The following is a 21308-nucleotide window of genomic DNA, read 5'->3' as shown; positions in this document are numbered from 1 at the left end:
TTTCTAGTATTTGATATGTATTCATGAATTCTAGCTACCTTTACTCGTTGTTTATTCCAGCGAGAAGATCCTTTCATTCTTCTAGAAAGCACACGCTGTGCTTTCGCCAACGTATCTTCTAATGATCGGAAAAACTTCGGATTTTCATAGTGTGTTCCATCTGACAAAATAGCGAAATCTTTTAGTCCTACATCTATTCCAATGTAAGAATGTGTTTTCGGAAGTTCTTGTACTTCTGTTTCAACTAATAGTGACACAAAATATCTACCAGAAGGGTTCCGTCTAACTGTAGCATTTACAATACGCCCCTCTACTTCGCGACTTTTGGCAAATCGAACAAGGCCTAGTTTTGGCAACTTTATTTTGTTCCCTACAACAGCAATGTTTTCATTTGTTTGTTTTGTGGTATAAGATTGTACGTTGTTCTTCTTAGATTTAAAGTGCGGTGCGCTGTTTTGTTTTTTGAAAAAGCGTGTATACGCATCCGCAAGGTTGCGAACAGACGACTGAATCGCAATACTATCCACTTCTTTTAGCCAAACAAATTCTTTCTTCATGGCAGGAAGTTTGGCAGAGCATGTACCATATGTTAAACCTTTCCCAGTTTCTTTATATGCGCGATCCCATAGGGATAGGAAATGATTGAATACAAAGCGAGAACAACCTATCGTTTTGTTAATTAGAATTGCTTGTGCTTGATTTGGATAGATACGAAACTTATAGGCTTTATTAATTATCATTTGATTCACCTCCATTTCGGTATATGACTATTATATACCAAACGTACATTCGATTGATAGTGAAGTAACACTTTATGTATGTCGAACAATTAAGATGGCTTCTTGCCATCCCTTGCTCGAAGCCAATTCATCTCCCACCTACTCACTTCGCGTTCCTTGAGGAAGGAGTCTTCTTGGCTAAAATGATAAAAAAAGGAAATCCCGTACACATCCATTAAAATGAACATGATACAAATAGATTTCCCCTGCTTGTTTTGCTGCTCGCTGTGACAAGTTTGATGGTTTAATGGAAAACTGATAACAATCTCGTTCCCAAAATGCCCCTTCTTTTGTAACTCTCATTCGTAATGCACGTAAACTTGGAATAATATCACCTGGATGTGCAGAACAAAATAAAGATACTTCATAACTGATATGCATAAATAAATCCCCCCTAAATAATAATTTTTGCCCAGTGTAATAATGGGTTCTACTAATCAAACAGACTTGAAAACAACACAAAAAGGGCTTCTTCAAGTCGATTAAAAATGTGCATAGCAAAATAAGCTATATACACTAATCGGCTCAAAGAAGCCCTTTCATAAATGAAACAAGACGCAACTTGCTTCTACAACTCAACCACAACACAATAAGGTGTGGGAATAAACGGAATCAATTAAACAATAAATATACTTCCATATTAATGAATTCATACAAAAATTTCAATAATTTTATGTGTCCTTAAAATATCCAGCTCATTTTTTAAAAAATTAATACGCTTTAACGCTACCTTGGTTTCTTCATCAAATGATATAATTCCCTCCTCGATAATATTTCATTTAATATTGAAATTCTCTAAATCTCGATGTATTATATTTTTGTGTTTTTCTCAGTTCCCTAGCCGAGAATACATCATCACTTCTGAAAGAACCCGTACTCCAACGGGTTCTTTTTTATTCCTCTTCTTGTAAATCCGATTATTTGAATGTAAAATTGTAAATAAGTTCTAAAATTTTGAATCGAGGTGAACATCATGAAAAGTTTTGGTATGTTAGTACTCTCTACTGTCTTTTCAGTGCTCCTAGTATATTATAATGTCATCTCCTTTTATAATAAGTTTTCATCAGGAAATACATATTATTGGTTAAACGGTATCCTAGCTGTTGGATTCCTTATATCCTTAATTATCAACATAAAAGATATCATCAAGAAAAACTACAGGACCTCATAATAATAGGAGTTGATACATATGTGGAAAAAGATTAATAATTATAAGTTTCATCTAAAAGATTTGAAATTTATGACTTGGCTATTTCCAATTGTCGGTTTGTTATATGCCTATGAATTCTTTTCTGGGCTAATGTACCACCAGGAGGTTCGTTGGCTTAAGTTAATATGCATGGCGATAATGATTATAGGATTTATGGATATTAGAAAAAAGCTTAAAAACAAAGATTATAAAGCGGCTTAAATCACCAAATACTCTTGAACTCATTTTTGAATTATTGTATTATATTTTCGGGTCTTACTTCATAAATCATTATCAAGAGAATCTGCAGGTTTGCAGGTTCTCTTTCACAAAATTGATGCACCTTTTCGTTTGTTTTGGTAGATGTTCAATCAAATTGAAACTGTATCCTTAGGTTTAATAAGTCCTAATAAAAACATAATAAAAAAAGAGTGCGATTAAGACATGCACTCTTTCAAAAGACTTTACCAATCTCGATGATCATCATGATCACGATCACGTTCATGATTACGTCTACGACGACACTCATCACAATCGCAGTCACGTCTACAATGACAGTCGTTAAAATCGTTTCTTCTTCGTCTACGGCCGCAACCGCAAAAGACTAAATCATCCCAAAATCTATTACAATCTCGAGAATGTCCAAAATTATTATCCCATCCCATAGATATGATTCCCTCCTCTAAAAATAGAATTCATCATATTCTATGATTAAAAGGTAGAAATAGTTTGTTTACTAGCCTATGTTTCAAACTAATAATATTTCAATTTGCAAGTCTATCTCACGCCTTATCTTTCCTTAACAGCAAACAAGACGCCACCCAGATCACGGCAGCGCCTACGATAATTGCTATACACTTAATCAAAATCATTTATCCTCACATTATTTATTTCTTTGCTTCCATACCCCATTCTCTTTACGATAAATATTCTTGCCATCCATGAAGTCAGCTGTCTTACCCGGAATGTTATATTTCTTATTCTTTTTCTTAGCCTTCTTCTTCAGCCTTTTCTCTTCTTGAACAGCTTGCAAATCCGCCTTCCATTGCTTCAACAAATCCTTTTCACGTCGCATCGAATTTGTACCCCTCAGATTAAAATGTAAACCAAATAATTAGATTCTACCTATTTATATAGAATCCTTTAATCCAAATGTACATTTTGTTCAATAAAAAAAGAACACTATAAAGTGTCCTAAGCTTCTGAGTATAAAATATACGACAATGCCTTGCCATTTCTAATGGCGCAACCTAAAAGAGCTTTATAGCGGAATATATAGCTCTCGGAAAAGGAATAAGTTGGTTGGCATTGATTCGATATTGTATGATGAAAGCCTCCTTATGTGCAAACGAGAGAGAGCACTCCCCCAATAAGTGCTCTCTCTTGAAAAAATATAGGGGAACATGTTGGAAACCGTTCAGTGTCATTATAATGATTCATTCCCGACTATGCCTAAGTCATGTATTAAAGGGACTTAATGTGTAATTTCTATACAACAAAGAAAAAAGCACCCGAATAGATGCTTAAATTAAACCTATTCATTATCAATATCTCTACTTTCATCATTAACTGATTTCGGGTCTAACATGATTCCTATATCCGGTGGCAAAATTAACTCTATACCAGCTACTGGTTGATTGTCCTCATTAAAGTAATACTTCTTTATCTTATTCAACTCTTCATTTTTCTTATTTTCACTCATATTATCCCGCCTTTTATGTATGATATTAAAAACTTTTCTTAATATGTACATTGAAAGAGATATTATACTATTTTTCAACTCTCGCAAAACTTATAATAAATATCAAAGTCTGCTCTCGGTATAGACTTCTTGCCCTTTGGTTGATGAGACATCTTTACATAAGATTGAATAACTCATAGTGGCACTGCGAATACTGACTTATCCTTACTAAACTCAATAAGGAAAAAACATATCGCTCCCATCTTCTCCGCTTTCTCCAGGTAATCAAATTGATGCTGCGCAATGTTCTTTAAATCAAAACGTGTATCTTTCTCTGTAGACTTCGCTTCAAATGCTACAGCTCTCCCCTTATATACACCGTCATAGTCTACTGTGCTCTTTGCTTCATAGAATCCATTTAGTACACGGCCGCCTTTGCTCTTTAACACCTTCACAGGAGTCGGACGTTTGTTAATAAGCGCCACTCCCCCTCTTTGATACATTTCATTCGCTAAATTGATAAGCATTTCAAAGGCCCTTCCACGGTTACCTTGCCCCAATGTTATTCTTCACTTTCTCTTAAAAGAATTATTTTGTTGAATTTTCTACTACCAATCATTAAAAATATCTTATAATCGTTATATACAAACTTGTTTTAAGGAGTAGATAGAATGCCAGTTACACTCGAACTTATTCTTTTCATTCTTATAGCAATTAGTGCTGTTGGCTATTTGATAAAAGAATCTCAAAAAACTAAGAAAAGAACCCTTGGAATTTCACTAGAACTTTTAGTTCTTTTCTGGTCAATATGGAGAATATCAACTATCATAATTCAAATTTCAGAATATAATCTCTCGTGAATAAAATTCAATATTCCGTCAATACTGTATATGACAACAGATTTTCTCCTTGTTCCCCCTTGGAGAACCTAGCAGTTAGCTTTTGCTAGCTGCTCTTTATTTGTAAGAAGCACTCAATTAACTGGACTCACATATAATATTCTGAGTTCCTTTCTTTATAAAATAGTCGTTATAAAATGAGGTTCGTCACGAGAGCACTTTACTAAGTGCTCTTTTTTGGTTTTAAAATAAAACAAAATGAAATTTTTATTAAGAAAACTTATTTATACCTTTTAGTTGATTGTTTTCTAATTCAAGTTCACTTATTCTTCTTTGTAGCTTTTTAATTGTGTTTATAGCCATCAAAGATATATCTTTAACTTCTTTTTCGTTTTCTTCATATTCTTCTGTGGTCATTAATTCGGTGTTTAAATTTCCTCTCAAATGTAAATGCCATAGTTCTGAAAAAGTTTTATCAACTCTCAATTATTCACCCCCGTTTTCTATTAAAATGAAGTTTTTATATAAAGTTTTCTCAATATCTACATCCTAGAAAAAATTTTCCTATTATGGTAATATATTGGTGATTCCATAAAATTCTATTGTTCCATTAAAAAGGACCCTTACCCCTTTTCCGGGTCCTTTTTCAACGTTTTCTACTAAAAAAGCGTTTTTTATTCAAATTTATGCCCTGCTTATTTGGACACATTTACCAGTATTTTTACCAAAAAATTCATGATATGGTTAATTAGTCGAGTACGTCATTACTTGACACATACCCTTAGAAGCCCCGTGGATAATCGGGGGGTTCTTTTATTTAGATAACGATTTTATCTTAATTCATTCACTAATCTCATACTTTGACATACAATAATAGTGCCTTTCTGTATAATGTGAGTTCGTCACTTTCGCTATAATTAGGTATAAGGAGCGCTCTCGATTAGCGCTCTTTTTATTTGTTGTTAAATAAGGATTTTGTTTAAATTTCTTTAACCTTATTAATTCCTTTGCATACAGTATTATCACAAGAAATTCAATAAGTGCTCCGGTCTAGTTACCTTGAATTTCTTGCAAACCTTGTGGGAAGAATCCGTTTATAACAAACGGATTCTTTTATTTATCCATCATAAAATAACTATTTTGTTCACTTTTTTGATACATTTACGAAACATTCATATGTTATCTTCAGTAAGTTCTTTTCTTTTCATAAAATTGTGTGAGTTATACCGACACAAGAAGCCCTAGATCCCTAAATCTAGGGCTCCTTCGGTTATGGGATTCTTACGTAATAGTAAGGACCATTTTTTTATTCCAATAAGTATTTTGTGAAAAATTAACATATAGATAAATTCCTTTAATAATTTCAATTTCTAATCAATCCATGTCTGTGTTATCAAATATTTAAATCACATGTAAAAGTTACGTAAAGATTGCTATGAGTCAATCCTTCCACCCCAGAAACGTTATATAATGAAATTGCAAACATTAAGTTTGTACCTTTCTGTACGACATAACTCTTTGCTAGGGGGAATCCTAGCTTTTTTTATTTAGTGCCCCTAGCCAGTAAATCTGAAGCCCATATTTCTTTCTGATTTCAATAATCCCAACGTTTCTACTGACCCTATGACGCCTACGAGTGCCTTGTTCAATTAAATGAGTTTCTACCCTTTAAATACGTCATAACGCTATGTCTCCTAATCCAAATTCATTATCTCTTCTAAGGTTCTATCAGAAATATACGTGGTGATAATCTGTATCTTTCCGTATTTCTTTTTAGCCATTTCTATAGCTTCGCGCTCGAACTTCGCCTCAAACCAACGAAGCTTCCACTTCTCGTCTTTGTCGTAAAATTCTACTGAGTATGTCATAATTCTATTACGCTTCAAGAATTTGTTCACGGTACTTGTTGCGGTATAATCAAAACTTCCGACTACATCCTCAAGTGTTAGTTGCTTCATGCCCCTAACCCCATTGGACGTGATTTGATTTTATTCTTATCTGCCTGATCCATAATTAATGCGGCGATTTCTTCATGTACTTTCCCTGCTGCAACGCCATTGTGTAATTCTCCTTTTCCAAATCCGATCCAATTCGTGGCATCCCATTTTCCCTCCAGCTGTAATTGATGAATTTCTCTTAACTCCGCAATAACGGCATGACGTCTTCTATCCACTTCGGAAGGACGACTTTAGATTGAATATTATCTAACATAGGTCTTTCACTCCTTATTTACTGAGAGAAAATTCATGGTATAATAGAGGTAGCTAATTTTAGGGAATGTTTTCTCTACAGCGCTCGTTGCCATCGAGCGTTTTTTATTTTTCAATAGCTAACTTTCTGAAAGTTTGTTAAAATTTAGTTACCGATATGTGTAACAACTGGCCTGTGCTTCTGTACGGGCTTTTTTGATGCTTTCACACTTCGGAATATCCAGGAATCTCTCAATAAAGTGGAGAATCCCTATTAATTCCCTGAACATTCAGACAAGTAAAGGTTTGTCTACTTTCATAAATCTTTAAAATCTTTATATAAAAATTTAATGAAGTATGTGTTAAACTTATTACATTCCAAGAAGTCCTTTACTTTTAGAATCGACAATTCTTCAATACCCTTAGTCTTGCCCTGCATCCCCTTGCAGGGCTTTTATCATTTAACTAGAGTGTGATATACCTCTTGTATGTTTCCTCAACCTTATCTGCGCTGTTATGTACACTTTGATCTTAAATCCTTTATAATCCACAAGATTTTCTTACGTTTATATTCATCACACTGCTGTTTATTTGTCATTCCGTGACCATCCTATCTTTTTGTCCCAGACATCTATTCGGTGTACCAGGTATACAAATACACATATTGCTGCTGATACAATTAACATTGATAATGTGCTTTCTTTCATAATTTAAACCGCCTCCCTATCCATTTCTGAAATGATTCCGCGTTTCGTTAGAAGCTCGTTACACATGCTTCCAAGTCTCATTTCTTACAACCTTCCCTATAGTTGAATGTGATGTTCCGAATGTTCTAGCCATTGCTCTAGCTCCATACTTAGAGTGGCCTGGTTTGTATTGTTTTCTTGTCCATTCAATTTGTTCTTCAGTAAAAACAGCTGTATATCAATGCTTTCTCACACTTACGGATAAGGATATGCAATAGTGCATTGTTCTGTATGAAGTACCCTGATGCCTATTTTATCGTATTGACCAGTGAAAGTTACGGCTCTCTTTTTTATTTACTCTTTTTAAACTAGAACCTTTTTATACAACCTTCATAATATATATGGGACAACCTTAAACTCTTTTTTGAGAGGAATGATTAAATATGGCAGATTATTTCTGTAAAGATGGAAAGAAATATTACAAGAAAAAAGATAAATCATGTAACTCTTCAAACTCCAATAACTGTTTCATAGAGACATTTACAATTTTCGGCTCTGAAACTACCCCTACAAGTCTTGAAATTCCACCAGGTTCTACAATTACCCTATTTGAAAATTTTACAACTAATCACAATAAAACTCTAATTCGTTTTAATTTTAGCCCTGTATTTGCTGCGTTTGTTACATTGACTATTAGAACATTTAATTCCACAACTCCACAAACAATTACATTAACACCGGGAGATAGAAAAACTTTCTTATTTGAGGATGTTCAAAGTATTACTTTCTCAAATGCCACTACAGCTAACGCTTCACTTAGTCCATTATTTATCCAACAAACAACATGTATTTGTTGTGGAGAATCAAATTCATATTACTATGAGAGTAGTGACTATGGTTATTAGTAAGTTATTATAGAGGGCTTCGGCTCTCTTTTTTTGTTGAAAAATAGGTATACCAGACAAATACTCATCCATTACAGTATCCATAATTTAATTTCATACAAACAAATACTAATAAGTATGTGAATTATTTATATGTATTACATTCCACAAAACTCCCTTCCTTATTATTGGAATTATGGACAAGATTATAAACAACAATTAATCTGCGACGTACTATTACAAAACCCACAGATATATAATGATTTAAAAATTAAATCTCCTAGGGATATTAATATATATTTAATTGATAAAGGAACTAGGAGATTAATTCACGGCCCATCTGCTTATTTATCTTTATTTAACCAATCCCCATCTCATGAGGTATTAGATTTAGAGAAAATCCCATTAGGGAACCCAATTGTTCAAGGATAATAATGGAAATGAATTGCATTGGGCATTAGATAATTACCAAAAAGAAGGAAAAAGGGAGGAACATTGGTGGATAGATGGTGTTGTTAAATATCACAGAACAATTTCAACATTAATTAATACTCTTATAGACAACGGTCTTGTAATTGAGAAAATTATTGAGCCAGAGTCAACCCCAACAGGATTAGAAAAAATGCCAGAATTAATAAATGAAAAACGGAGACCATCTTCTATTATCATTAAATCAAGAAAATATTGAGATTGAATCCTCGTTGATTAACTACTAGCTTGTTTAAAAAAAAGAGTAAACTCTTTTTTTTAAATAAGATTGTAAAGAAATACCCTTAAAGTAACGAGTGATTTAAGTGAGCAAGAAACTAAAAACTTTTAATTTCCGCTTTCGAAAGTTATGTAGACTAAAAATATTTAAAGAGGGACCCAAGAAGTACCCTCTTTTTTGATGTTTTTTGTTTTTACATTAATAACTGCTAGGATATCCATGATGATGGTGATGATGATGATGATGATATGGATTATAACCCACATGCTGGTATGGATAATAATGATGGTGATGATATGGATAATAACTTACGTGGTATGGATGATAAGGATAGTGACTTCCGTAATACGGAGATGCCCCATAAATAGGTGTTTGTCTTTCCATGTGTATGCCCTCCTCCCTATCCTCTAGAATTCTTAATTAAGATATGCGTCCAATATCTAAAAGTAAATAAGATAAATACCCATTTGAGATAATCAAATTGCATCAAAACAAAAATCACGTTATGCAAAGACAATAATTATGTAAATAAGTTGTCCACATGGACAGCTTATTTTATTTTTCCGCATAGCGTAGGTTATTTTGCAAAATGCTGGCGGTACCCCTTATATAATAACAACACAATAAAATTAAGATGGTTCAAGTCGGATGAAGGCACCTTTGGGTGTCTTTTTTCTGCATTAAAAATGCCTACCTATTTCCCTAGGTAGGCATTTTGTGACTTTGTATTTGCAAACGATGATATTATGACAAAACTCCTTAATCCCCAAACTCTCTGATCGTTCTTCTGCAATACGCTTAAAATGGTTCTATGTATACTAGTCTAAAGTACGAGCAGCTGCATAGAACGATCCAGAACCACCATTTCTGTGAGTAACTTTAAGCTTATATTTACCTTTTGAAAGAGTATTGTACGTATTTGTAAAACCCTTTCCTGCTGCTAACGATCCAGAACCAATAACATTATCTTTTGAGTCTTTTAAAGACCAGTCAAGTGTACCTTTAGTATTGTTTGTCATATGAACTCTCATATCTGCTTTTTTTACATGCTCGAACGATACTTCTCTTTCACCATTTATCAGACTGAAATCATCTTTAAGTATTTGGGTACGTTGGATAATTGGTGCTGAATTTTTAGTATTATCTACACCTTCTGTACTTGCTGATGCTGCTCCAATCCCTCCAGTTAATACGATACCAGTTGCTAATGTTCCTACTACTAATTTCTTAAACATAATAAATCCCCCTTAAATATTTTTTATAACTTGCACCTTAAATGTATCACTTTTGTATATTTTGTAAATATTTTCAATTTGTAGAAATATTTATTTAATTATTAACAATATTAGGATTTCATTTTATCAAATGGAAAATAGAGGGATTTGTGATGATATGTAATAATGCATGTTCATTCGGCGAAAGAATATGATAAACTCTAACCACCTGTTCTATTTTTTCAGTTATCTTGGAAACCTTACTTCTTATTTACCCAAATGGGAGGCGCTTTATGGCGTCTTTTTTTTATTTTCAAGAAGATCTGCTCAATTGATTCTTAAATACATAAGGTAATGTGAACTCATTAAATTACATGGAATGAACCCTAGTTTTATCCTCTAATCTAAAGGAGGCACTATTGTTATAGGATATGGTGGTAGTTACGGTGAAAGCTGGAGGATTTTCTTTATTAGGGATAGTACCAACATTTCGCGAATTTTATACGCTAAGCAAAATTTCATAAAGAAAAAGCCAAGTTCCTATACGCTAAGAACTCGACTTTTTAGATTGATATATTCTGACTAAAAAACTCCCTCAAATAACTAAGGGAGTTTTTTAGTAAATTATAGTTTAGTAATATATTGTACTCATTGAGTAAACAATTTTGCATCCGCCCAGTCAGCATGATCATTGTCAATATTATCATTAGCATTATACGAAACTAACTCAAGTGTATTTTTCCCTGCAATATTTACTTCTACATGTTCAGCTGGATTGTGAGATTTTTTAACCGGACTTATATACAGAATTTTACCATCAGCGATTATCACAAAATTCACAGAACCATGACCAGCTGCTACTTGATCATCTATTCCTACATCTACTGTAAATTTAGAATACTGTCCATTCAAATTATACTTAATTGTACTATTTGTATGTGAGCCAATTCCTTTGTCATATTGCACACCATTAATAGATAACTTCGTTTTATAAAATGATTGGTTTTTATTATACGAAGAATAATTAGGATTTATTTTCTCTATATCTCCTACAACAGAAATCGGAGTCAACATGTCACTTAAATATACAGGTGTAGATGTAGCAGCTAAAGTGGTTGTATTTCCACTTACAAAAAATGTACAAATAGTAATCATTAAAACTGCAACTAAACTTAATACTTTAAACCGAAAACATTTTGGATTAATAACATACTTTGTATTCATATCAAATCCCCTTTCGATTTTTGTAAATTACCTCTCTAATCTTTACATATCAATCCTAAATTTTCAAACTATTTCTATAATTATAAATATTTATACAAAATTGCAAGAAAATTGAAAGTGTATTCCTATATTTTTAAGTGAAAGTTGATACAGAGATTTTCGTATATCCTCAAAAAGGGACACCTATGTCCGTAGGTGTCCCTTTTTGAGGATACAAATGATTAAATTTAACTCTGTAACCCTAATACCTTAATAATCTCAATTGTTTTATTATCTTTTATTTTAAAATAAAGCCTTTTCCCTATACGTTCACTAATTACAATATTTCCAAAGGCTAATTTACGCAAATGTTGTACAATCAAATCCTCTGTAATTCTTGTTTGCTTACTTAAATCAGAAACTGACAACGATCCATATGTAATCAATTTACAAACAATTGATAATCGCGTAGAATTCCCTAATAACCCTAAAACTTTTATATTTTCTGTATAGAAACTAAAATCCATATGAAAAGCATGTAACAGATCTTCCAACCTCCTAAAATAAGATGAATATCAACCAAAATATCTTAACATAAAAATAGTAAAAAACACCCTAAAATATACCAATTATTCATTGAGAAAAATGATACTTGAATGGGAGTCCAATACATATTATTAGAATTAAAGTGATTCAAGTCGGAGGAAGGCACCTTTGGAGTGCCTTTTTACTTATGGATTTTATTAGAAAATATTTGAAATATAATACAGTAGATTATATTATTATGTGTGTATGATTTTTGGTTTTAAAAATCACAAAAATTAATAGGGGGGAAACAATAATGAAGTTAGGAAAATTAGCATTAATTGGGGCGTTAACTTTTAGCGGTTTTACTGCAATAGAAATGAGTAATCCTACCTCACAAGCAGCTGCAGCTTACTCAGATCCACTTAATGATGATTGGGGATTTAAAAACATTGTGGATTTACAAAATTCAGAGGAAAGTACATATCAACCAGATTGGAAGATTGGGAATTTAATAACTGGTGATATATTTTACTTAACACAGCACTTCGGTAGAGAACATTTTGGTGCGCAAATGAAAATTTTTAAAATCCACACAAACGGTACCCTAGAACGATTCCAAACAATAGAACCAGAATTTATTCCTGGAACAGAAATTTGGCAAACCCCTATCACAGATAGCTATACAAGCGGTACTTATGTCGCTGCAATTAAATATCGTGGTGAATTCACGTATTCAAATCAATTTACAATCAATTAGGGATGTAATAAATTGAAAAAAGGCACCTTTGCGTATCTTTTCTTTTGTACATTATATCTATTACGTGCTCATTGATTTTTTATGTACGTTTGATATAATTACTGTAGTAGTATTACAGTAATAGCTTGTGTATATAATAAAAGAAGAGATGCGCTAACATCTCTTCTAATAACTGCTACCGTCAGGGTGGTGGTTATATCATTTATTTTTTACGAAACCCACCCTTTTGCTTCCGACGGCGACGAGGAGTGGGTTTTTTGTTATCTTTTTCTAAAATTTGTTTCCTAAAAACATACGCAGACACTTCACGTACAATGGCTTTCACAAATTCTTTTAGAAGCTCAAACAAAAACTCCATAGGTATATCACCCCCTTTCCTTCCAAATGGAAAGAAGGGATAACCAATCACCCTCACAATATACAGTTAATTCTATTCTATCATACTAGTACAATCTCACCAATATAAAAAAGACCACCATTACTGGCAGTCCTTTTTGGGTAGTTTTAGAGATTGAATTATAACATATTAATATACGAATGAGAAATATATTTTTCCTAAAGATACTATAAGTTTTTTATAATTCTTGATTTCTCAATCTTCATTGCATGATAAATTTTCCTATAAAAATTAACAAATAACATGAAAATTATCAATCCACTAGATTATTAGAAAAAACTGGTTATCTATATAATCATTTGGTAAAATATAGATATAATTTAAGAGGATAAAGTTAATATAGACCAACTAAGTAATGGTAAGAAAATGTTTTATTGCATAAAAAAAGGCTCCATTACTGGAGCACTCAAAATAAATAAACGAATTAAAACAAGAAACAGACAATTTAACTATATAGATAAAACATAAATAAATCTATATATATGTAAAAATGCATATAAAAACTCTATTTATTGATGCTATAATAGGTTTACTCGATGATTGTTATATTTTTTATGGTTTTTAAGCAATAAATACCTTCTTAACACCAAGTGTACAAGTAAAAGAAGACATCTTAATCCATGTCTTCTTTTCTTATATAATAACAACACAATAAAATTAAGATGGTTCAAGTCGGAGGAAGGCACCTTAGGGTGTCTTTTCTATGTAAATAAGCTGCCCATATGGACAGCTTATTATAGTTTTTTTGCTTAAAGTGCCTTTTATAGAATGAAATGTATACTAACTATTTAATCCATCCTTCATAATAAGCAACATACTCCCCGCCATTGTCGTTTACGTACTTAATTCCTTTTAAATACCAGACGATTGTTCCGCCACAAGCTTGCTCAGTTTTAGTGTTACTGAAGTATTCAGATTTTTGTCTCTCTTCTTTTTTGTACTTACCATCAGTAGTTTTGTCATATTTACATGTGAACTGTATTGTTTCATTTGGTTTAGTTGCTATGTCTGCTGATGCAGCACCAATTCCTCCTGTTAATGCAATACCTGTCGCTAAAGCCCCAACTACTAATTTTTTGAACATAATAAATCCCCCTTTAATAATTTTTTATAACTTGCACTTTAAATGTATCACTTTTGTGATTTTTGTAAATATTTTGAATTTGTAGAAATATTTATTTAAATTTTGTCAATATTTGTAATTAATTTTATCAAATGGAAAATAGAGGTATTTATAGTGATATGTAATAATGCATGTTCATTCAGCAAAAAATCGTGATAAAATCTAAGCTCCTGTTCTATTTTTTTCAATTAAAATGGAAACCTTACTTCTTATTTACCCAAATGGGAGGCGCTTTATGGCGTCTTTTTTTTATTTTCAAAGGGCCATGCTCATTTAATCCATAAAAACATAAAGTAATTTGAATCCATTAAAATACATGAGTGACTCCTTATTTTTCTCCTACTCTTTAAAGGAGGAATTATTATGGGCTTTGGTGGTAGCTGCGGTGGCGGCTGTGGCTTTGCAGGAGGATTTGCTTTATTAGTTGTATTATTTATTTTATTAATTATTGTTGGAGCTTCTTGCTTCTGCTAAAAACTATGGAAAAAGACACTCTTATTTGGGTGTCTTTTCTTTTTTCTCAATATAATAGCTATAGAAATATGCTATGGTTTTAATAGAATTTCCCTTTTGTGCAATGAGATAAAAAAACCCACCTATTTCCGTAGGTGGGCCTTATCTTTATTACACAATACCAAATTATACTCTCATTTTTTCATAAACTTTATGCAATTATACATATTCATAAAAATTACACCAAATAAATATTACATATAGTAACATATAAATTGTGGATACATTCTATAAAGCAGATTCTTTTGAAAGGCGTAACATATCGATAATTATAAAAGGTGTGGCGTCACTCTAATACTGATTTCAAATCTCTTGTACTTTGTGAACTAACAATCTGGTGTATATTGACGATTCTGTTTTATAGGATGTGTTTACACGTATAACAAAGGGATAATACGGATGGGTTTATACTAAATGAACGTGGTTCAAGTTAGAGGAAGGCACCTTAGGGTGTCTTTTTTTATAGGAGCCCGCCAAATCACCATCAACAAAAAAATAAGCGCCCCCAAAACGAAAAAGATGAGCTATCTTCTCAAAGTAACTACCTGTAGAGAAAGAAGATTTCCGTTTAGGGGAGACTTTAAAATCTTAGCTTGATAGCGATGTGGTGCTAATCCAATATTAACTTTATACCAAATGAGTATTAGTCCACATTACATGTGCTATCACACTCGTATCGTTTCTTGTCACATCAATATGGAATTGATCTTTTGCTTTTATATGGCATTTTTGTTTTGCTGCAGTGCTGAAATGTATTTCGTATTTCCCATCAATGTTTACTATCTCTATATCCTTCCACATGGTGTTCTTTTGAAAACCGGTACCGAGTGCTTTTACTGATGCTTCCTTGATGCACCACATGATTGAATAGTTGATGTAACTCTCTTTTGCCCACATTACTTCTTGTTCCGTGAATAATTTTTGCAGTATCTTTTTATTTTTCCATCTTTCAATCTCTGTAATATCTATACCAATCCCTTTAATCATTAAGGGCAACTTTCTTACTTGAACTTGCTGGTTTTGAATTAGCAATGTATACCCCAATTAGTACAAATATCATACCAATTACTTCTTTCCAACTCATGACTGATCCATAGAGCACTACAGAAATTAAAGTCGTCACGATTGGTGTAAGATTTAGATACATACTCGCTTTACTTGCACCAATTTGCTCTACACCTTTGTTAAAAATAATATATCCAACAAGCGTACCGCATACAACCATATAAAACATTTCTAACCAGCTTTGTGCAGACATACTTGGTACTTTGTCCCAGCCACCTTCATATAAGGAAGAGATTGCTAAAAAAACAGAGCCCATGACAGTCATAATCGTAGTTGCAAATAAAGGCGAAACATCTTTCATAACAGCTTTACCTACTAAACCATAAATAACGCCACATGCTAAAGCAGCTAAAAAAAGTAAATCTCCCACATTAAATGCTAAGGAAAGTAACATATCAAGTGATCCTTTTGTAATAACAATAATCACACCGATTAAAGATAACGATAAACTGATTCCAACCTTACTGTTCCATTTTTCATTTAAAAAGAGAATAGAACCTAGTGTAACGAATATTGGCATTGTTGCAATGATTAATGAACCATTGATTGCAGATGTATAGTGTACACCTAAAAAGAAAAGAGCATTATACCCGAAAATACCAGTTAACGCGACTAATAATAATCCTTTCCATCTTTTCTTAATAGATCCCATACCCCATTCTGCTTTAAGTGTTAAATACACCATAAGGATGACACCCGCGATACCGAAACGAAGTGTAGCCGCAACTAGAGGTGGAATTTCTGTTACGACATGTTCAGCTGTTGAGAATGAACCACCCCAAAACAAAGGAACTAATAAAAGTAAGAAATAAATTTTGTTTGAATGATTTTGGTTTTGCATCTTTGTACCTCCTATTTGTTAATAGCGTACACAACATGTTCATATGTTCAAACTTATAAACATGTTAATTAAAAAAATTAATATCCTGCTTCAATCGCAGATACTAATTCTTTCATATAAATTACAAAATTGCTGGTTGTCAAAGAATAATATACTTCTTTTCCATGTTTCTTTGGTCTAACCAATTCTGCCTGTTTTAGTATTTTTAGATGATGAGATACTGCAGGTCTAGAAATTGACATTTGCTCTGTTATTTGAGTTACATTTAATCCATCTGTTTTAAGTAAAATCATAATAATTTGCTGCCGATTTACATCGCCCAATGCTTGGAAAATGGGAGTCGCCAAATTAAATTGTTCGAGAATGTTTTCTCTGTTTTTGCATTCGTAATTCTCCATGATTCGCATCCTTTTTAATTAATATATTTATAATGATACCATCAGTTTGAGGTAAATGAGCTAATATTACTGATGGTATCATAACTATCTGTATGTATAAGTATATCATCTTTTACAACGATAGTTAGAAAATATAGGAATTAAAATTCAAAGATTTCTTTAGCCTCTATTAATAAATCAACTACTTTTTGACATTCTTCAATCGAGTGGCTACTTGTAACACCAATACGTAATCGGCCCTTATTTACAGGAACACCTGGAGAAATGAAAGCTGCGGTAAACAATCCTTTTTCCATCAACCATGAAATGACGCTTGCTGTTTTTTTATCATCTCCAACTAGAACAGGGACAATTTGGCTTACAGTATCTATTGAACTACCCCCACTTTCACTTCGTTTAGAAGTGAGGGATTCCTAAGTAAAGAGTTCTATCGAACTCTAATTGGTTAGGCTAACCCCGCAGTCCTTGCGGTTAGAAGCCTTATTGCTTCATTCTTTATATTGATACTTGCGTTAATATCCCTATCATGGTGTGTACGACAAGAAGGACAGTCCCATTCACGTAGGTTTAGATTTTTAACGTCTTTATTTTGATATCCACAACAAGAACATAATTGGCTGGAAGCAAATGTTTTCGATACGACAATGACTTGTTTGCCATACCATTTTGCTTTATATTCCAACATGGTTCGAAACTGTGACCAAGATACTTCACTAATCGCTTTTGCTAACTTATGATTCTTTAACATATTTGATACTTGCAAATCCTCTATACCGATCACATCGTGGTTTTTGATGATTTCAGTTGAGATTTTGTCCAAGTAATCTTTTCTAGCATTTGATATGTATTCATGAATTCTAGCTACTTTTACTCGTTGTTTATTCCAGCCAGAAGATCCTTTCATTCTTCTAGAAAGAATACGCTGTGCTTTCGCCAACTTATCTTCTAATGATCGGAAAAACTTCGGATTTTCATAGGGTGTTCCATCTGACAAAATGGCGAAATCTTTTAGTCCTACATCTATCCCAATGTAAGAATGTGTTTTCGGAAGTTCTTGTACTTCTGTTTCAACTAATAGTGACACAAAATATCTACCAGAAGGGTTGCGTCTAACCGTAGCATTTACAATACGTCCCTTTACTTCGCGACTTTTGGCAAATCGAACAAGACCTAGTTTTGGCAATTTCACTTTATTTCCTACGATGGCAATGTTTTCATTTGTTTGTTTTGTAGTGTAAGATTGTACGTTGTTCTTCTTGGATTTGAAACGCGGGGCACTATTTTGTTTTTTGAAAAATCGTGTATACGCATCCGCAAGATTGCGAACAGAAGACTGAATCGCAATACTATCCACTTCTTTGAGCCAAACAAACTCTTTCTTCATGGCAGGAAGTTTGGCAGAGCATGTACCATATGTTAAACCTTTTCCAGTCTCTTTGTATGCGTGATCCCATAGGAAAAGGAAATGATTGAATACAAAGCGAGAACAACCTATCGTTTTGTTAATTAGAATTGCTTGTGCCTGATTTGGATAGATACGAAACTTATAGGCTTTATTAATTATCATTTGATTCACCTCCATTTCGGTATATGACTATTATATACCGAACGTAAATTCGGTGGATAGTGAAGTAACACTTTATGTATATCGAACAATGAAGATGGCTTCCTGCCACCTCTTGTTCGAAGTCAATTCATCTCCCACCTACTCACTGGGCTGTGATCCTTCACGCTCCTTGAGGAAGGAGTCTTCATGGCTAAAATGATAAATTGAAACCATTCTCCTGTAATTTATCATTTAAGTATCGTGAATTGCTCCAAAGGTCTTCTCTTAATTGTAAACCCTGTTCTTCCATATATGTTAAAGAAGCAAGGGAAGCCTTGAAAACCAATATCACCTAGTTACAGAAAAATTCCACAATATGGGTTGCAATCATTTTTTATTATTCGTCGACAGTGAAAATCATACATTACACATTTATGATGAGATTTCTAACGTCACAAGCGGAACAAGTGCAATTAATAGAATTGGCAAATATCTAATCATTAAAATTTATGGATTATTAAATTTAAAAGACTATAAAAATGCAAAAGTACTTATTTACTTCCCTGAGTCACATAAAGATTTTGGTTTAGTATCTTACGCTTATCATGCAGAAATAGATGCTTTCGATTTCGGACTTGATATTAGTGATGTAACAAAATATCATGCATTTATAGAACTCGCTAAAAATCATGTATAGTTCACGAAACTGTTAGAAGAAATAACAAGAAAAAAAGACAAAAGTATTATAACTTTTGTCTTTTTATTTTAAAGTTATCCATTCGTAACTTTCCCATTCTTTAGGCTTCTTATCATACTTTAAACGGCCAGTCGTACAGAATGAAGCAATTATCCATTGAATAAAGTTCATCTTGGCATATGGATCTATACAATCTTCTAACTTCTTTAGCTGATAGCCTGTACTATTTTTCTGCCAAATTGTATATAAACGAAAATGAGTTGTCGTAACAAGTCTAGCTTTTGTTGTAACTTGCCATTTAGAAATTTTCGTTAAATCCTCTTTTACTTTTCTCTCATACTCTTGTTTTATCACTTTATAAGTCTTATCTTTATTAATTAATCCATTAGAGATTGTAAAAGGCATTTGATGCACCTCATAAACTGTTCCTTCTTCATCTCCTAAAATATTTGATTCTACTAGAAACATATTTTTTAGTTTTAACTGTTCTGTTAATTCTTTCCCGCTCCGATAAAATGGCTTCTTTATCTTCTGCAACAAGATAACCTGCACAATTAATCCTATTAGTAAAGGATATTCTAATACAAACAATATATTAATAAACATGTTTAAAATAATAACGCCTATTAGCGCAAAAATTGTAAAGTAAATATAGGTTTCTCTTTGATGAATGATTCTACTGTTCAAGCCAAGATACCTCCATTTTGATAGATAGTAAACGCAATATAAACCATCGCCCCTAGTAAAATAGAACAAGCCCCAGGAAAACTCTGTATTAGCTTTATTTCTTTCTTAGGTAGTTTCACACCAAATATAGACGCAGCATGCTCCAATTGGTCTTTAATCGCTCCTACAAACCCTAAAATTTTAATTATTCGATAAACACTAGCAATCCAAAAGAATAGTAAATGGAAAGCTGTTAATGTAATTGCGGTAAGCATAGCCGATTCTTCTACTACATTGCTAACATATAAGGCTACCACCACCAGCATTTTCGTATCACCGGGTGAAGAAAATTTAAATGTCTCTAACAATAAGCCACATACTAAGGCCATAGTTAGTACAATTACAATCTCTTTTCCCGTTCGTATTCCTGCAAAATACGTGATACCTAAACCTACTATTAAAAAAATAATATGCCATATATTTTTTGTTTTTCTATACTTTAAGTCGGTAAATACATTAAGTACCATATAACTTAGAAATAATCCCATGATATACAGGCTCATTTTCTTTACTCCCCTCTTAATTTCATATAAAAATACTGTGTAAAAAAGGGAACCACTTTTAGAGTAGCCCCCTCGTTTATTTTTATATTTATTTTTTATTCCAAGAATCTATATCTGCATTGCTTGATGCTTTTGTGAATCGAGCTAGAATTGTATCATAACCACCTTGGATTGCTTTCCATACAAATGGCCCAATTACTAATACAATAATTACCGCTAAAGCGATTAACATACCGTTTTCTGATGATAACTGTGAATCCTCATTTTTTAACCAATTCTTCATTTTTGCTAACATCGCATTTCGTCTCCTTTATATATCAATTTTAAGAATTTACTAAAATAAGAACTTAACTATTTAAATCTTTTATTACTTATTCCAAGAATTTACGTCTGCATTGCTTGATGCTTTTGTAAATCGTGCCAGAATCGTATCATAACCACCTTGGATTGCTTTCCATACAAACGGTCCAATTACTAATACGATAATGACCGCCAAGGCAATTAACATACCATTTTCTGATGATAACTGTGAATCTTCATTTTTTAACCAATTTTTCATTTTTGCTAACATGACTGAATCTCCCTTATCCATTTATTTGAGCTATACATAATAAACATCATTAACCTAAAACTTTTATTACTTGTTCCAAGTATTCACATCTGCATTGCTTGATGCTTTTGTGAATCGAGCTAGAATTGTATCATAGCCACCTTGGATTGCTTTCCATACAAATGGTCCAATTACTAGCACAATAATTACCGCCAAGGCGATTAACATACCATTTTCTGATGATAATTGTGAGTCTTCATTTTTTAACCAATTCTTCATTTTCGTTAACAT

31 protein-coding genes and 3 pseudogenes are annotated in these 21308 nt (G+C 32.7%); 9 read left to right on the top strand and 25 right to left on the bottom strand.

Translation table 11 applies throughout. The annotated features are described in order from the left end of the window. Together MR112_RS23460 and MR112_RS23455 are read right to left on the bottom strand one after the other, a co-directional pair. A partial coding sequence (locus MR112_RS23460; protein ID WP_242245495.1) for a transposase occupies window positions 1–740 on the bottom strand: 740 nt, incomplete at its 3' end. A gap of 186 nt (window positions 741–926) precedes the next feature. Further along, window positions 927–1160: pseudogene (locus MR112_RS23455) on the bottom strand (hypothetical protein); the annotation flags it as partial. A 592-nt stretch (window positions 1161–1752) separates the two neighbouring features. Here MR112_RS23455 and MR112_RS23450 point away from each other — a divergent pair. Both MR112_RS23450 and MR112_RS23445 read left to right on the top strand, forming a co-directional pair. Next, window positions 1753–1950: a hypothetical protein gene (locus MR112_RS23450; RefSeq protein ID WP_071741338.1), complete on the top strand. Its 198-nt coding sequence runs from the start codon at window positions 1753–1755 to the stop codon at window positions 1948–1950. 18 nt (window positions 1951–1968) lie between these two features. After that, on the top strand, window positions 1969–2190 hold the full coding sequence (locus MR112_RS23445; RefSeq protein ID WP_071741337.1) for a hypothetical protein: 222 nt from the start codon (window positions 1969–1971) through the stop codon (window positions 2188–2190). A gap of 242 nt (window positions 2191–2432) precedes the next feature. On the opposite strand, the gene MR112_RS23440 is transcribed toward MR112_RS23445, so the two are convergent. The 4 genes and pseudogenes from MR112_RS23440 to MR112_RS23425 form a co-directional block, all read right to left on the bottom strand. Further along, window positions 2433–2633 (bottom strand): hypothetical protein, encoded by a 201-nt coding sequence (locus MR112_RS23440; RefSeq protein WP_080450850.1) that lies wholly within the window; start codon window positions 2631–2633, stop codon window positions 2433–2435. A 218-nt stretch (window positions 2634–2851) separates the two neighbouring features. After that, window positions 2852–3043, bottom strand: a complete 192-nt coding sequence (locus MR112_RS23435) for a hypothetical protein (RefSeq protein ID WP_098375972.1) — start codon at window positions 3041–3043, stop codon at window positions 2852–2854. Between the two features lie 459 nt (window positions 3044–3502). Further along, window positions 3503–3670 carry a hypothetical protein gene (locus MR112_RS23430; protein ID WP_001293569.1) on the bottom strand — a complete coding sequence of 56 codons (168 nt, stop codon included), beginning with the start codon at window positions 3668–3670 and terminating at the stop codon, window positions 3503–3505. A 95-nt stretch (window positions 3671–3765) separates the two neighbouring features. Continuing rightward, window positions 3766–4209: pseudogene (locus tag MR112_RS23425) on the bottom strand (Holliday junction resolvase RecU); the annotation flags it as partial. A gap of 111 nt (window positions 4210–4320) precedes the next feature. Here MR112_RS23425 and MR112_RS23420 point away from each other — a divergent pair. Further along, a complete protein-coding gene (locus MR112_RS23420; RefSeq protein WP_001145518.1) occupies window positions 4321–4509 on the top strand; it encodes a hypothetical protein in 189 nt (62 codons plus the stop codon). Window positions 4510–4758: 249 nt separating this feature from the next. Here MR112_RS23420 and MR112_RS23415 read toward each other — a convergent pair whose 3' ends face one another. The 3 genes from MR112_RS23415 to MR112_RS23405 form a co-directional block, all read right to left on the bottom strand. Beyond that, window positions 4759–4974: a hypothetical protein gene (locus MR112_RS23415; RefSeq protein WP_061139907.1), complete on the bottom strand. Its 216-nt coding sequence runs from the start codon at window positions 4972–4974 to the stop codon at window positions 4759–4761. 1208 nt (window positions 4975–6182) lie between these two features. Then, a complete protein-coding gene (locus tag MR112_RS23410) occupies window positions 6183–6446 on the bottom strand; it encodes a hypothetical protein (protein ID WP_098375968.1) in 264 nt (87 codons plus the stop codon). Next, window positions 6443–6661, bottom strand: coding sequence for a hypothetical protein (locus MR112_RS23405; RefSeq protein ID WP_098375967.1), 219 nt, complete (start codon window positions 6659–6661; stop codon window positions 6443–6445). The genes MR112_RS23410 and MR112_RS23405 overlap by 4 nt, the downstream gene beginning before the upstream one ends. A gap of 1145 nt (window positions 6662–7806) precedes the next feature. Between MR112_RS23405 and MR112_RS23400 the strand changes: the two genes are divergently transcribed. From MR112_RS23400 to MR112_RS23390, 3 genes and pseudogenes are all read left to right on the top strand, one after another. Then, the gene (locus tag MR112_RS23400) at window positions 7807–8268 is read left to right on the top strand and encodes a hypothetical protein (protein WP_242245494.1); all 462 of its coding nucleotides are present in this window, start codon (window positions 7807–7809) and stop codon (window positions 8266–8268) included. A 132-nt stretch (window positions 8269–8400) separates the two neighbouring features. Continuing rightward, a complete protein-coding gene (locus tag MR112_RS23395; RefSeq protein ID WP_242245493.1) occupies window positions 8401–8679 on the top strand; it encodes a hypothetical protein in 279 nt (92 codons plus the stop codon). Next, a pseudogene (locus tag MR112_RS23390) lies at window positions 8669–8935 on the top strand (SAM-dependent methyltransferase); the annotation flags it as partial. The gene MR112_RS23395 and the pseudogene MR112_RS23390, both read left to right, overlap by 11 nt. Window positions 8936–9154: 219 nt before the next feature. On the opposite strand, the gene MR112_RS23385 reads toward MR112_RS23390, so the two are convergent. The 4 genes from MR112_RS23385 to MR112_RS23370 form a co-directional block, all read right to left on the bottom strand. Next, window positions 9155–9340 carry a hypothetical protein gene (locus MR112_RS23385; protein ID WP_242245492.1) on the bottom strand — a complete coding sequence of 62 codons (186 nt, stop codon included), beginning with the start codon at window positions 9338–9340 and terminating at the stop codon, window positions 9155–9157. A 434-nt stretch (window positions 9341–9774) separates the two neighbouring features. Next, window positions 9775–10191, bottom strand: a complete 417-nt coding sequence (locus MR112_RS23380) for a hypothetical protein (protein WP_242245491.1) — start codon at window positions 10189–10191, stop codon at window positions 9775–9777. Window positions 10192–10818: 627 nt separating this feature from the next. After that, window positions 10819–11394, bottom strand: a complete 576-nt coding sequence (locus tag MR112_RS23375; RefSeq protein WP_242245490.1) for an NPCBM/NEW2 domain-containing protein — start codon at window positions 11392–11394, stop codon at window positions 10819–10821. Between the two features lie 227 nt (window positions 11395–11621). Continuing rightward, complete coding sequence (locus MR112_RS23370; RefSeq protein ID WP_000347619.1) at window positions 11622–11900, bottom strand: ArsR/SmtB family transcription factor; 279 nt, start codon at window positions 11898–11900, stop codon at window positions 11622–11624. A gap of 314 nt (window positions 11901–12214) precedes the next feature. On the opposite strand from MR112_RS23370, the gene MR112_RS23365 reads away from it, so the two are divergent. Further along, window positions 12215–12658, top strand: a complete 444-nt coding sequence (locus MR112_RS23365; protein WP_242245489.1) for a DUF5065 family protein — start codon at window positions 12215–12217, stop codon at window positions 12656–12658. A gap of 202 nt (window positions 12659–12860) precedes the next feature. On the opposite strand, the gene MR112_RS23360 is transcribed toward MR112_RS23365, so the two are convergent. Then, the gene (locus MR112_RS23360) at window positions 12861–13016 is read right to left on the bottom strand and encodes a hypothetical protein (protein WP_165362282.1); all 156 of its coding nucleotides are present in this window, start codon (window positions 13014–13016) and stop codon (window positions 12861–12863) included. Window positions 13017–13839: 823 nt separating this feature from the next. Beyond that, complete coding sequence (locus MR112_RS23355) at window positions 13840–14139, bottom strand: hypothetical protein (RefSeq protein ID WP_061654822.1); 300 nt, start codon at window positions 14137–14139, stop codon at window positions 13840–13842. Between the two features lie 402 nt (window positions 14140–14541). On the opposite strand from MR112_RS23355, the gene MR112_RS23350 reads away from it, so the two are divergent. Further along, a complete protein-coding gene (locus MR112_RS23350; RefSeq protein WP_000505681.1) occupies window positions 14542–14652 on the top strand; it encodes a YjcZ family sporulation protein in 111 nt (36 codons plus the stop codon). 666 nt (window positions 14653–15318) lie between these two features. On the opposite strand, the gene MR112_RS23345 is transcribed toward MR112_RS23350, so the two are convergent. The 5 genes from MR112_RS23345 to tnpB form a co-directional block, all read right to left on the bottom strand. Continuing rightward, entirely contained in the window at window positions 15319–15678 is a 360-nt protein-coding gene (locus MR112_RS23345) for a holo-ACP synthase (RefSeq protein ID WP_242245488.1), read from the bottom strand. Then, entirely contained in the window at window positions 15671–16597 is a 927-nt protein-coding gene (locus tag MR112_RS23340; RefSeq protein ID WP_044306991.1) for a DMT family transporter, read from the bottom strand. The genes MR112_RS23345 and MR112_RS23340 overlap by 8 nt, the downstream gene beginning before the upstream one ends. 77 nt (window positions 16598–16674) lie before the next feature. Beyond that, entirely contained in the window at window positions 16675–16995 is a 321-nt protein-coding gene (locus tag MR112_RS23335; RefSeq protein ID WP_044306992.1) for an ArsR/SmtB family transcription factor, read from the bottom strand. Window positions 16996–17135: 140 nt separating this feature from the next. After that, window positions 17136–17291, bottom strand: a complete 156-nt coding sequence (locus tag MR112_RS23330; RefSeq protein WP_242245487.1) for a hypothetical protein — start codon at window positions 17289–17291, stop codon at window positions 17136–17138. Between the two features lie 149 nt (window positions 17292–17440). Then, window positions 17441–18562 carry an IS200/IS605 family element RNA-guided endonuclease TnpB gene (tnpB, locus tag MR112_RS23325; RefSeq protein ID WP_242245486.1) on the bottom strand — a complete coding sequence of 374 codons (1122 nt, stop codon included), beginning with the start codon at window positions 18560–18562 and terminating at the stop codon, window positions 17441–17443. A gap of 355 nt (window positions 18563–18917) precedes the next feature. Between tnpB and MR112_RS23320 the strand changes: the two genes are divergently transcribed. Continuing rightward, window positions 18918–19238: a hypothetical protein gene (locus MR112_RS23320; protein WP_242245485.1), complete on the top strand. Its 321-nt coding sequence runs from the start codon at window positions 18918–18920 to the stop codon at window positions 19236–19238. 63 nt (window positions 19239–19301) lie between these two features. Here the strand turns inward: MR112_RS23320 and MR112_RS23315 are convergent, their stop codons facing one another. The 5 genes from MR112_RS23315 to MR112_RS23295 form a co-directional block, all read right to left on the bottom strand. After that, complete coding sequence (locus MR112_RS23315) at window positions 19302–19925, bottom strand: hypothetical protein (RefSeq protein ID WP_242245484.1); 624 nt, start codon at window positions 19923–19925, stop codon at window positions 19302–19304. Next, complete coding sequence (locus MR112_RS23310; RefSeq protein WP_242245483.1) at window positions 19922–20467, bottom strand: hypothetical protein; 546 nt, start codon at window positions 20465–20467, stop codon at window positions 19922–19924. The genes MR112_RS23315 and MR112_RS23310 overlap by 4 nt, the downstream gene beginning before the upstream one ends. 88 nt (window positions 20468–20555) lie before the next feature. Beyond that, on the bottom strand, window positions 20556–20762 hold the full coding sequence (locus tag MR112_RS23305) for a hypothetical protein (RefSeq protein WP_000879952.1): 207 nt from the start codon (window positions 20760–20762) through the stop codon (window positions 20556–20558). Between the two features lie 72 nt (window positions 20763–20834). Then, complete coding sequence (locus MR112_RS23300; RefSeq protein WP_000879955.1) at window positions 20835–21038, bottom strand: hypothetical protein; 204 nt, start codon at window positions 21036–21038, stop codon at window positions 20835–20837. 66 nt (window positions 21039–21104) lie between these two features. Beyond that, window positions 21105–21308, bottom strand: a complete 204-nt coding sequence (locus MR112_RS23295) for a hypothetical protein (RefSeq protein ID WP_000956355.1) — start codon at window positions 21306–21308, stop codon at window positions 21105–21107.

It is taken from the genome of Bacillus cereus group sp. BfR-BA-01330 (assembly GCF_022663885.1).
In the GTDB taxonomy this organism is placed as follows: domain Bacteria; phylum Bacillota; class Bacilli; order Bacillales; family Bacillaceae_G; genus Bacillus_A; species Bacillus_A cereus.
Note: the sequence above shows the minus strand (reverse complement) of the source record. Positions and strands in the feature narration are given on the sequence as shown.

Coding starts and splice junctions, on each gene's coding strand:
- MR112_RS23450 (WP_071741338.1), top strand. CDS start 1,753: ATGAAAAGTTTTGGTATGTTAGTACTCTCTACTGTCTTTTCAGTGCTC.
- MR112_RS23445 (WP_071741337.1), top strand. CDS start 1,969: ATGTGGAAAAAGATTAATAATTATAAGTTTCATCTAAAAGATTTGAAA.
- MR112_RS23440 (WP_080450850.1), bottom strand. CDS start 2,633: ATGGGATGGGATAATAATTTTGGACATTCTCGAGATTGTAATAGATTT.
- MR112_RS23435 (WP_098375972.1), bottom strand. CDS start 3,043: ATGCGACGTGAAAAGGATTTGTTGAAGCAATGGAAGGCGGATTTGCAA.
- MR112_RS23430 (WP_001293569.1), bottom strand. CDS start 3,670: ATGAGTGAAAATAAGAAAAATGAAGAGTTGAATAAGATAAAGAAGTAT.
- MR112_RS23420 (WP_001145518.1), top strand. CDS start 4,321: ATGCCAGTTACACTCGAACTTATTCTTTTCATTCTTATAGCAATTAGT.
- MR112_RS23410 (WP_098375968.1), bottom strand. CDS start 6,446: ATGAAGCAACTAACACTTGAGGATGTAGTCGGAAGTTTTGATTATACC.
- MR112_RS23400 (WP_242245494.1), top strand. CDS start 7,807: ATGGCAGATTATTTCTGTAAAGATGGAAAGAAATATTACAAGAAAAAA.
- MR112_RS23395 (WP_242245493.1), top strand. CDS start 8,401: ATGTATTACATTCCACAAAACTCCCTTCCTTATTATTGGAATTATGGA.
- MR112_RS23385 (WP_242245492.1), bottom strand. CDS start 9,340: ATGGAAAGACAAACACCTATTTATGGGGCATCTCCGTATTACGGAAGT.
- MR112_RS23380 (WP_242245491.1), bottom strand. CDS start 10,191: ATGTTTAAGAAATTAGTAGTAGGAACATTAGCAACTGGTATCGTATTA.
- MR112_RS23375 (WP_242245490.1), bottom strand. CDS start 11,394: ATGAATACAAAGTATGTTATTAATCCAAAATGTTTTCGGTTTAAAGTA.
- MR112_RS23370 (WP_000347619.1), bottom strand. CDS start 11,900: ATGGATTTTAGTTTCTATACAGAAAATATAAAAGTTTTAGGGTTATTA.
- MR112_RS23365 (WP_242245489.1), top strand. CDS start 12,215: ATGAAGTTAGGAAAATTAGCATTAATTGGGGCGTTAACTTTTAGCGGT.
- MR112_RS23360 (WP_165362282.1), bottom strand. CDS start 13,016: ATGGAGTTTTTGTTTGAGCTTCTAAAAGAATTTGTGAAAGCCATTGTA.
- MR112_RS23355 (WP_061654822.1), bottom strand. CDS start 14,139: ATGTTCAAAAAATTAGTAGTTGGGGCTTTAGCGACAGGTATTGCATTA.
- MR112_RS23350 (WP_000505681.1), top strand. CDS start 14,542: ATGGGCTTTGGTGGTAGCTGCGGTGGCGGCTGTGGCTTTGCAGGAGGA.
- MR112_RS23345 (WP_242245488.1), bottom strand. CDS start 15,678: ATGATTAAAGGGATTGGTATAGATATTACAGAGATTGAAAGATGGAAA.
- MR112_RS23340 (WP_044306991.1), bottom strand. CDS start 16,597: ATGCAAAACCAAAATCATTCAAACAAAATTTATTTCTTACTTTTATTA.
- MR112_RS23335 (WP_044306992.1), bottom strand. CDS start 16,995: ATGGAGAATTACGAATGCAAAAACAGAGAAAACATTCTCGAACAATTT.
- MR112_RS23330 (WP_242245487.1), bottom strand. CDS start 17,291: ATGGAAAAAGGATTGTTTACCGCAGCTTTCATTTCTCCAGGTGTTCCT.
- tnpB (WP_242245486.1), bottom strand. CDS start 18,562: ATGATAATTAATAAAGCCTATAAGTTTCGTATCTATCCAAATCAGGCA.
- MR112_RS23320 (WP_242245485.1), top strand. CDS start 18,918: ATGGGTTGCAATCATTTTTTATTATTCGTCGACAGTGAAAATCATACA.
- MR112_RS23310 (WP_242245483.1), bottom strand. CDS start 20,467: ATGAGCCTGTATATCATGGGATTATTTCTAAGTTATATGGTACTTAAT.
- MR112_RS23305 (WP_000879952.1), bottom strand. CDS start 20,762: ATGTTAGCAAAAATGAAGAATTGGTTAAAAAATGAGGATTCACAGTTA.
- MR112_RS23300 (WP_000879955.1), bottom strand. CDS start 21,038: ATGTTAGCAAAAATGAAAAATTGGTTAAAAAATGAAGATTCACAGTTA.
- MR112_RS23295 (WP_000956355.1), bottom strand. CDS start 21,308: ATGTTAACGAAAATGAAGAATTGGTTAAAAAATGAAGACTCACAATTA.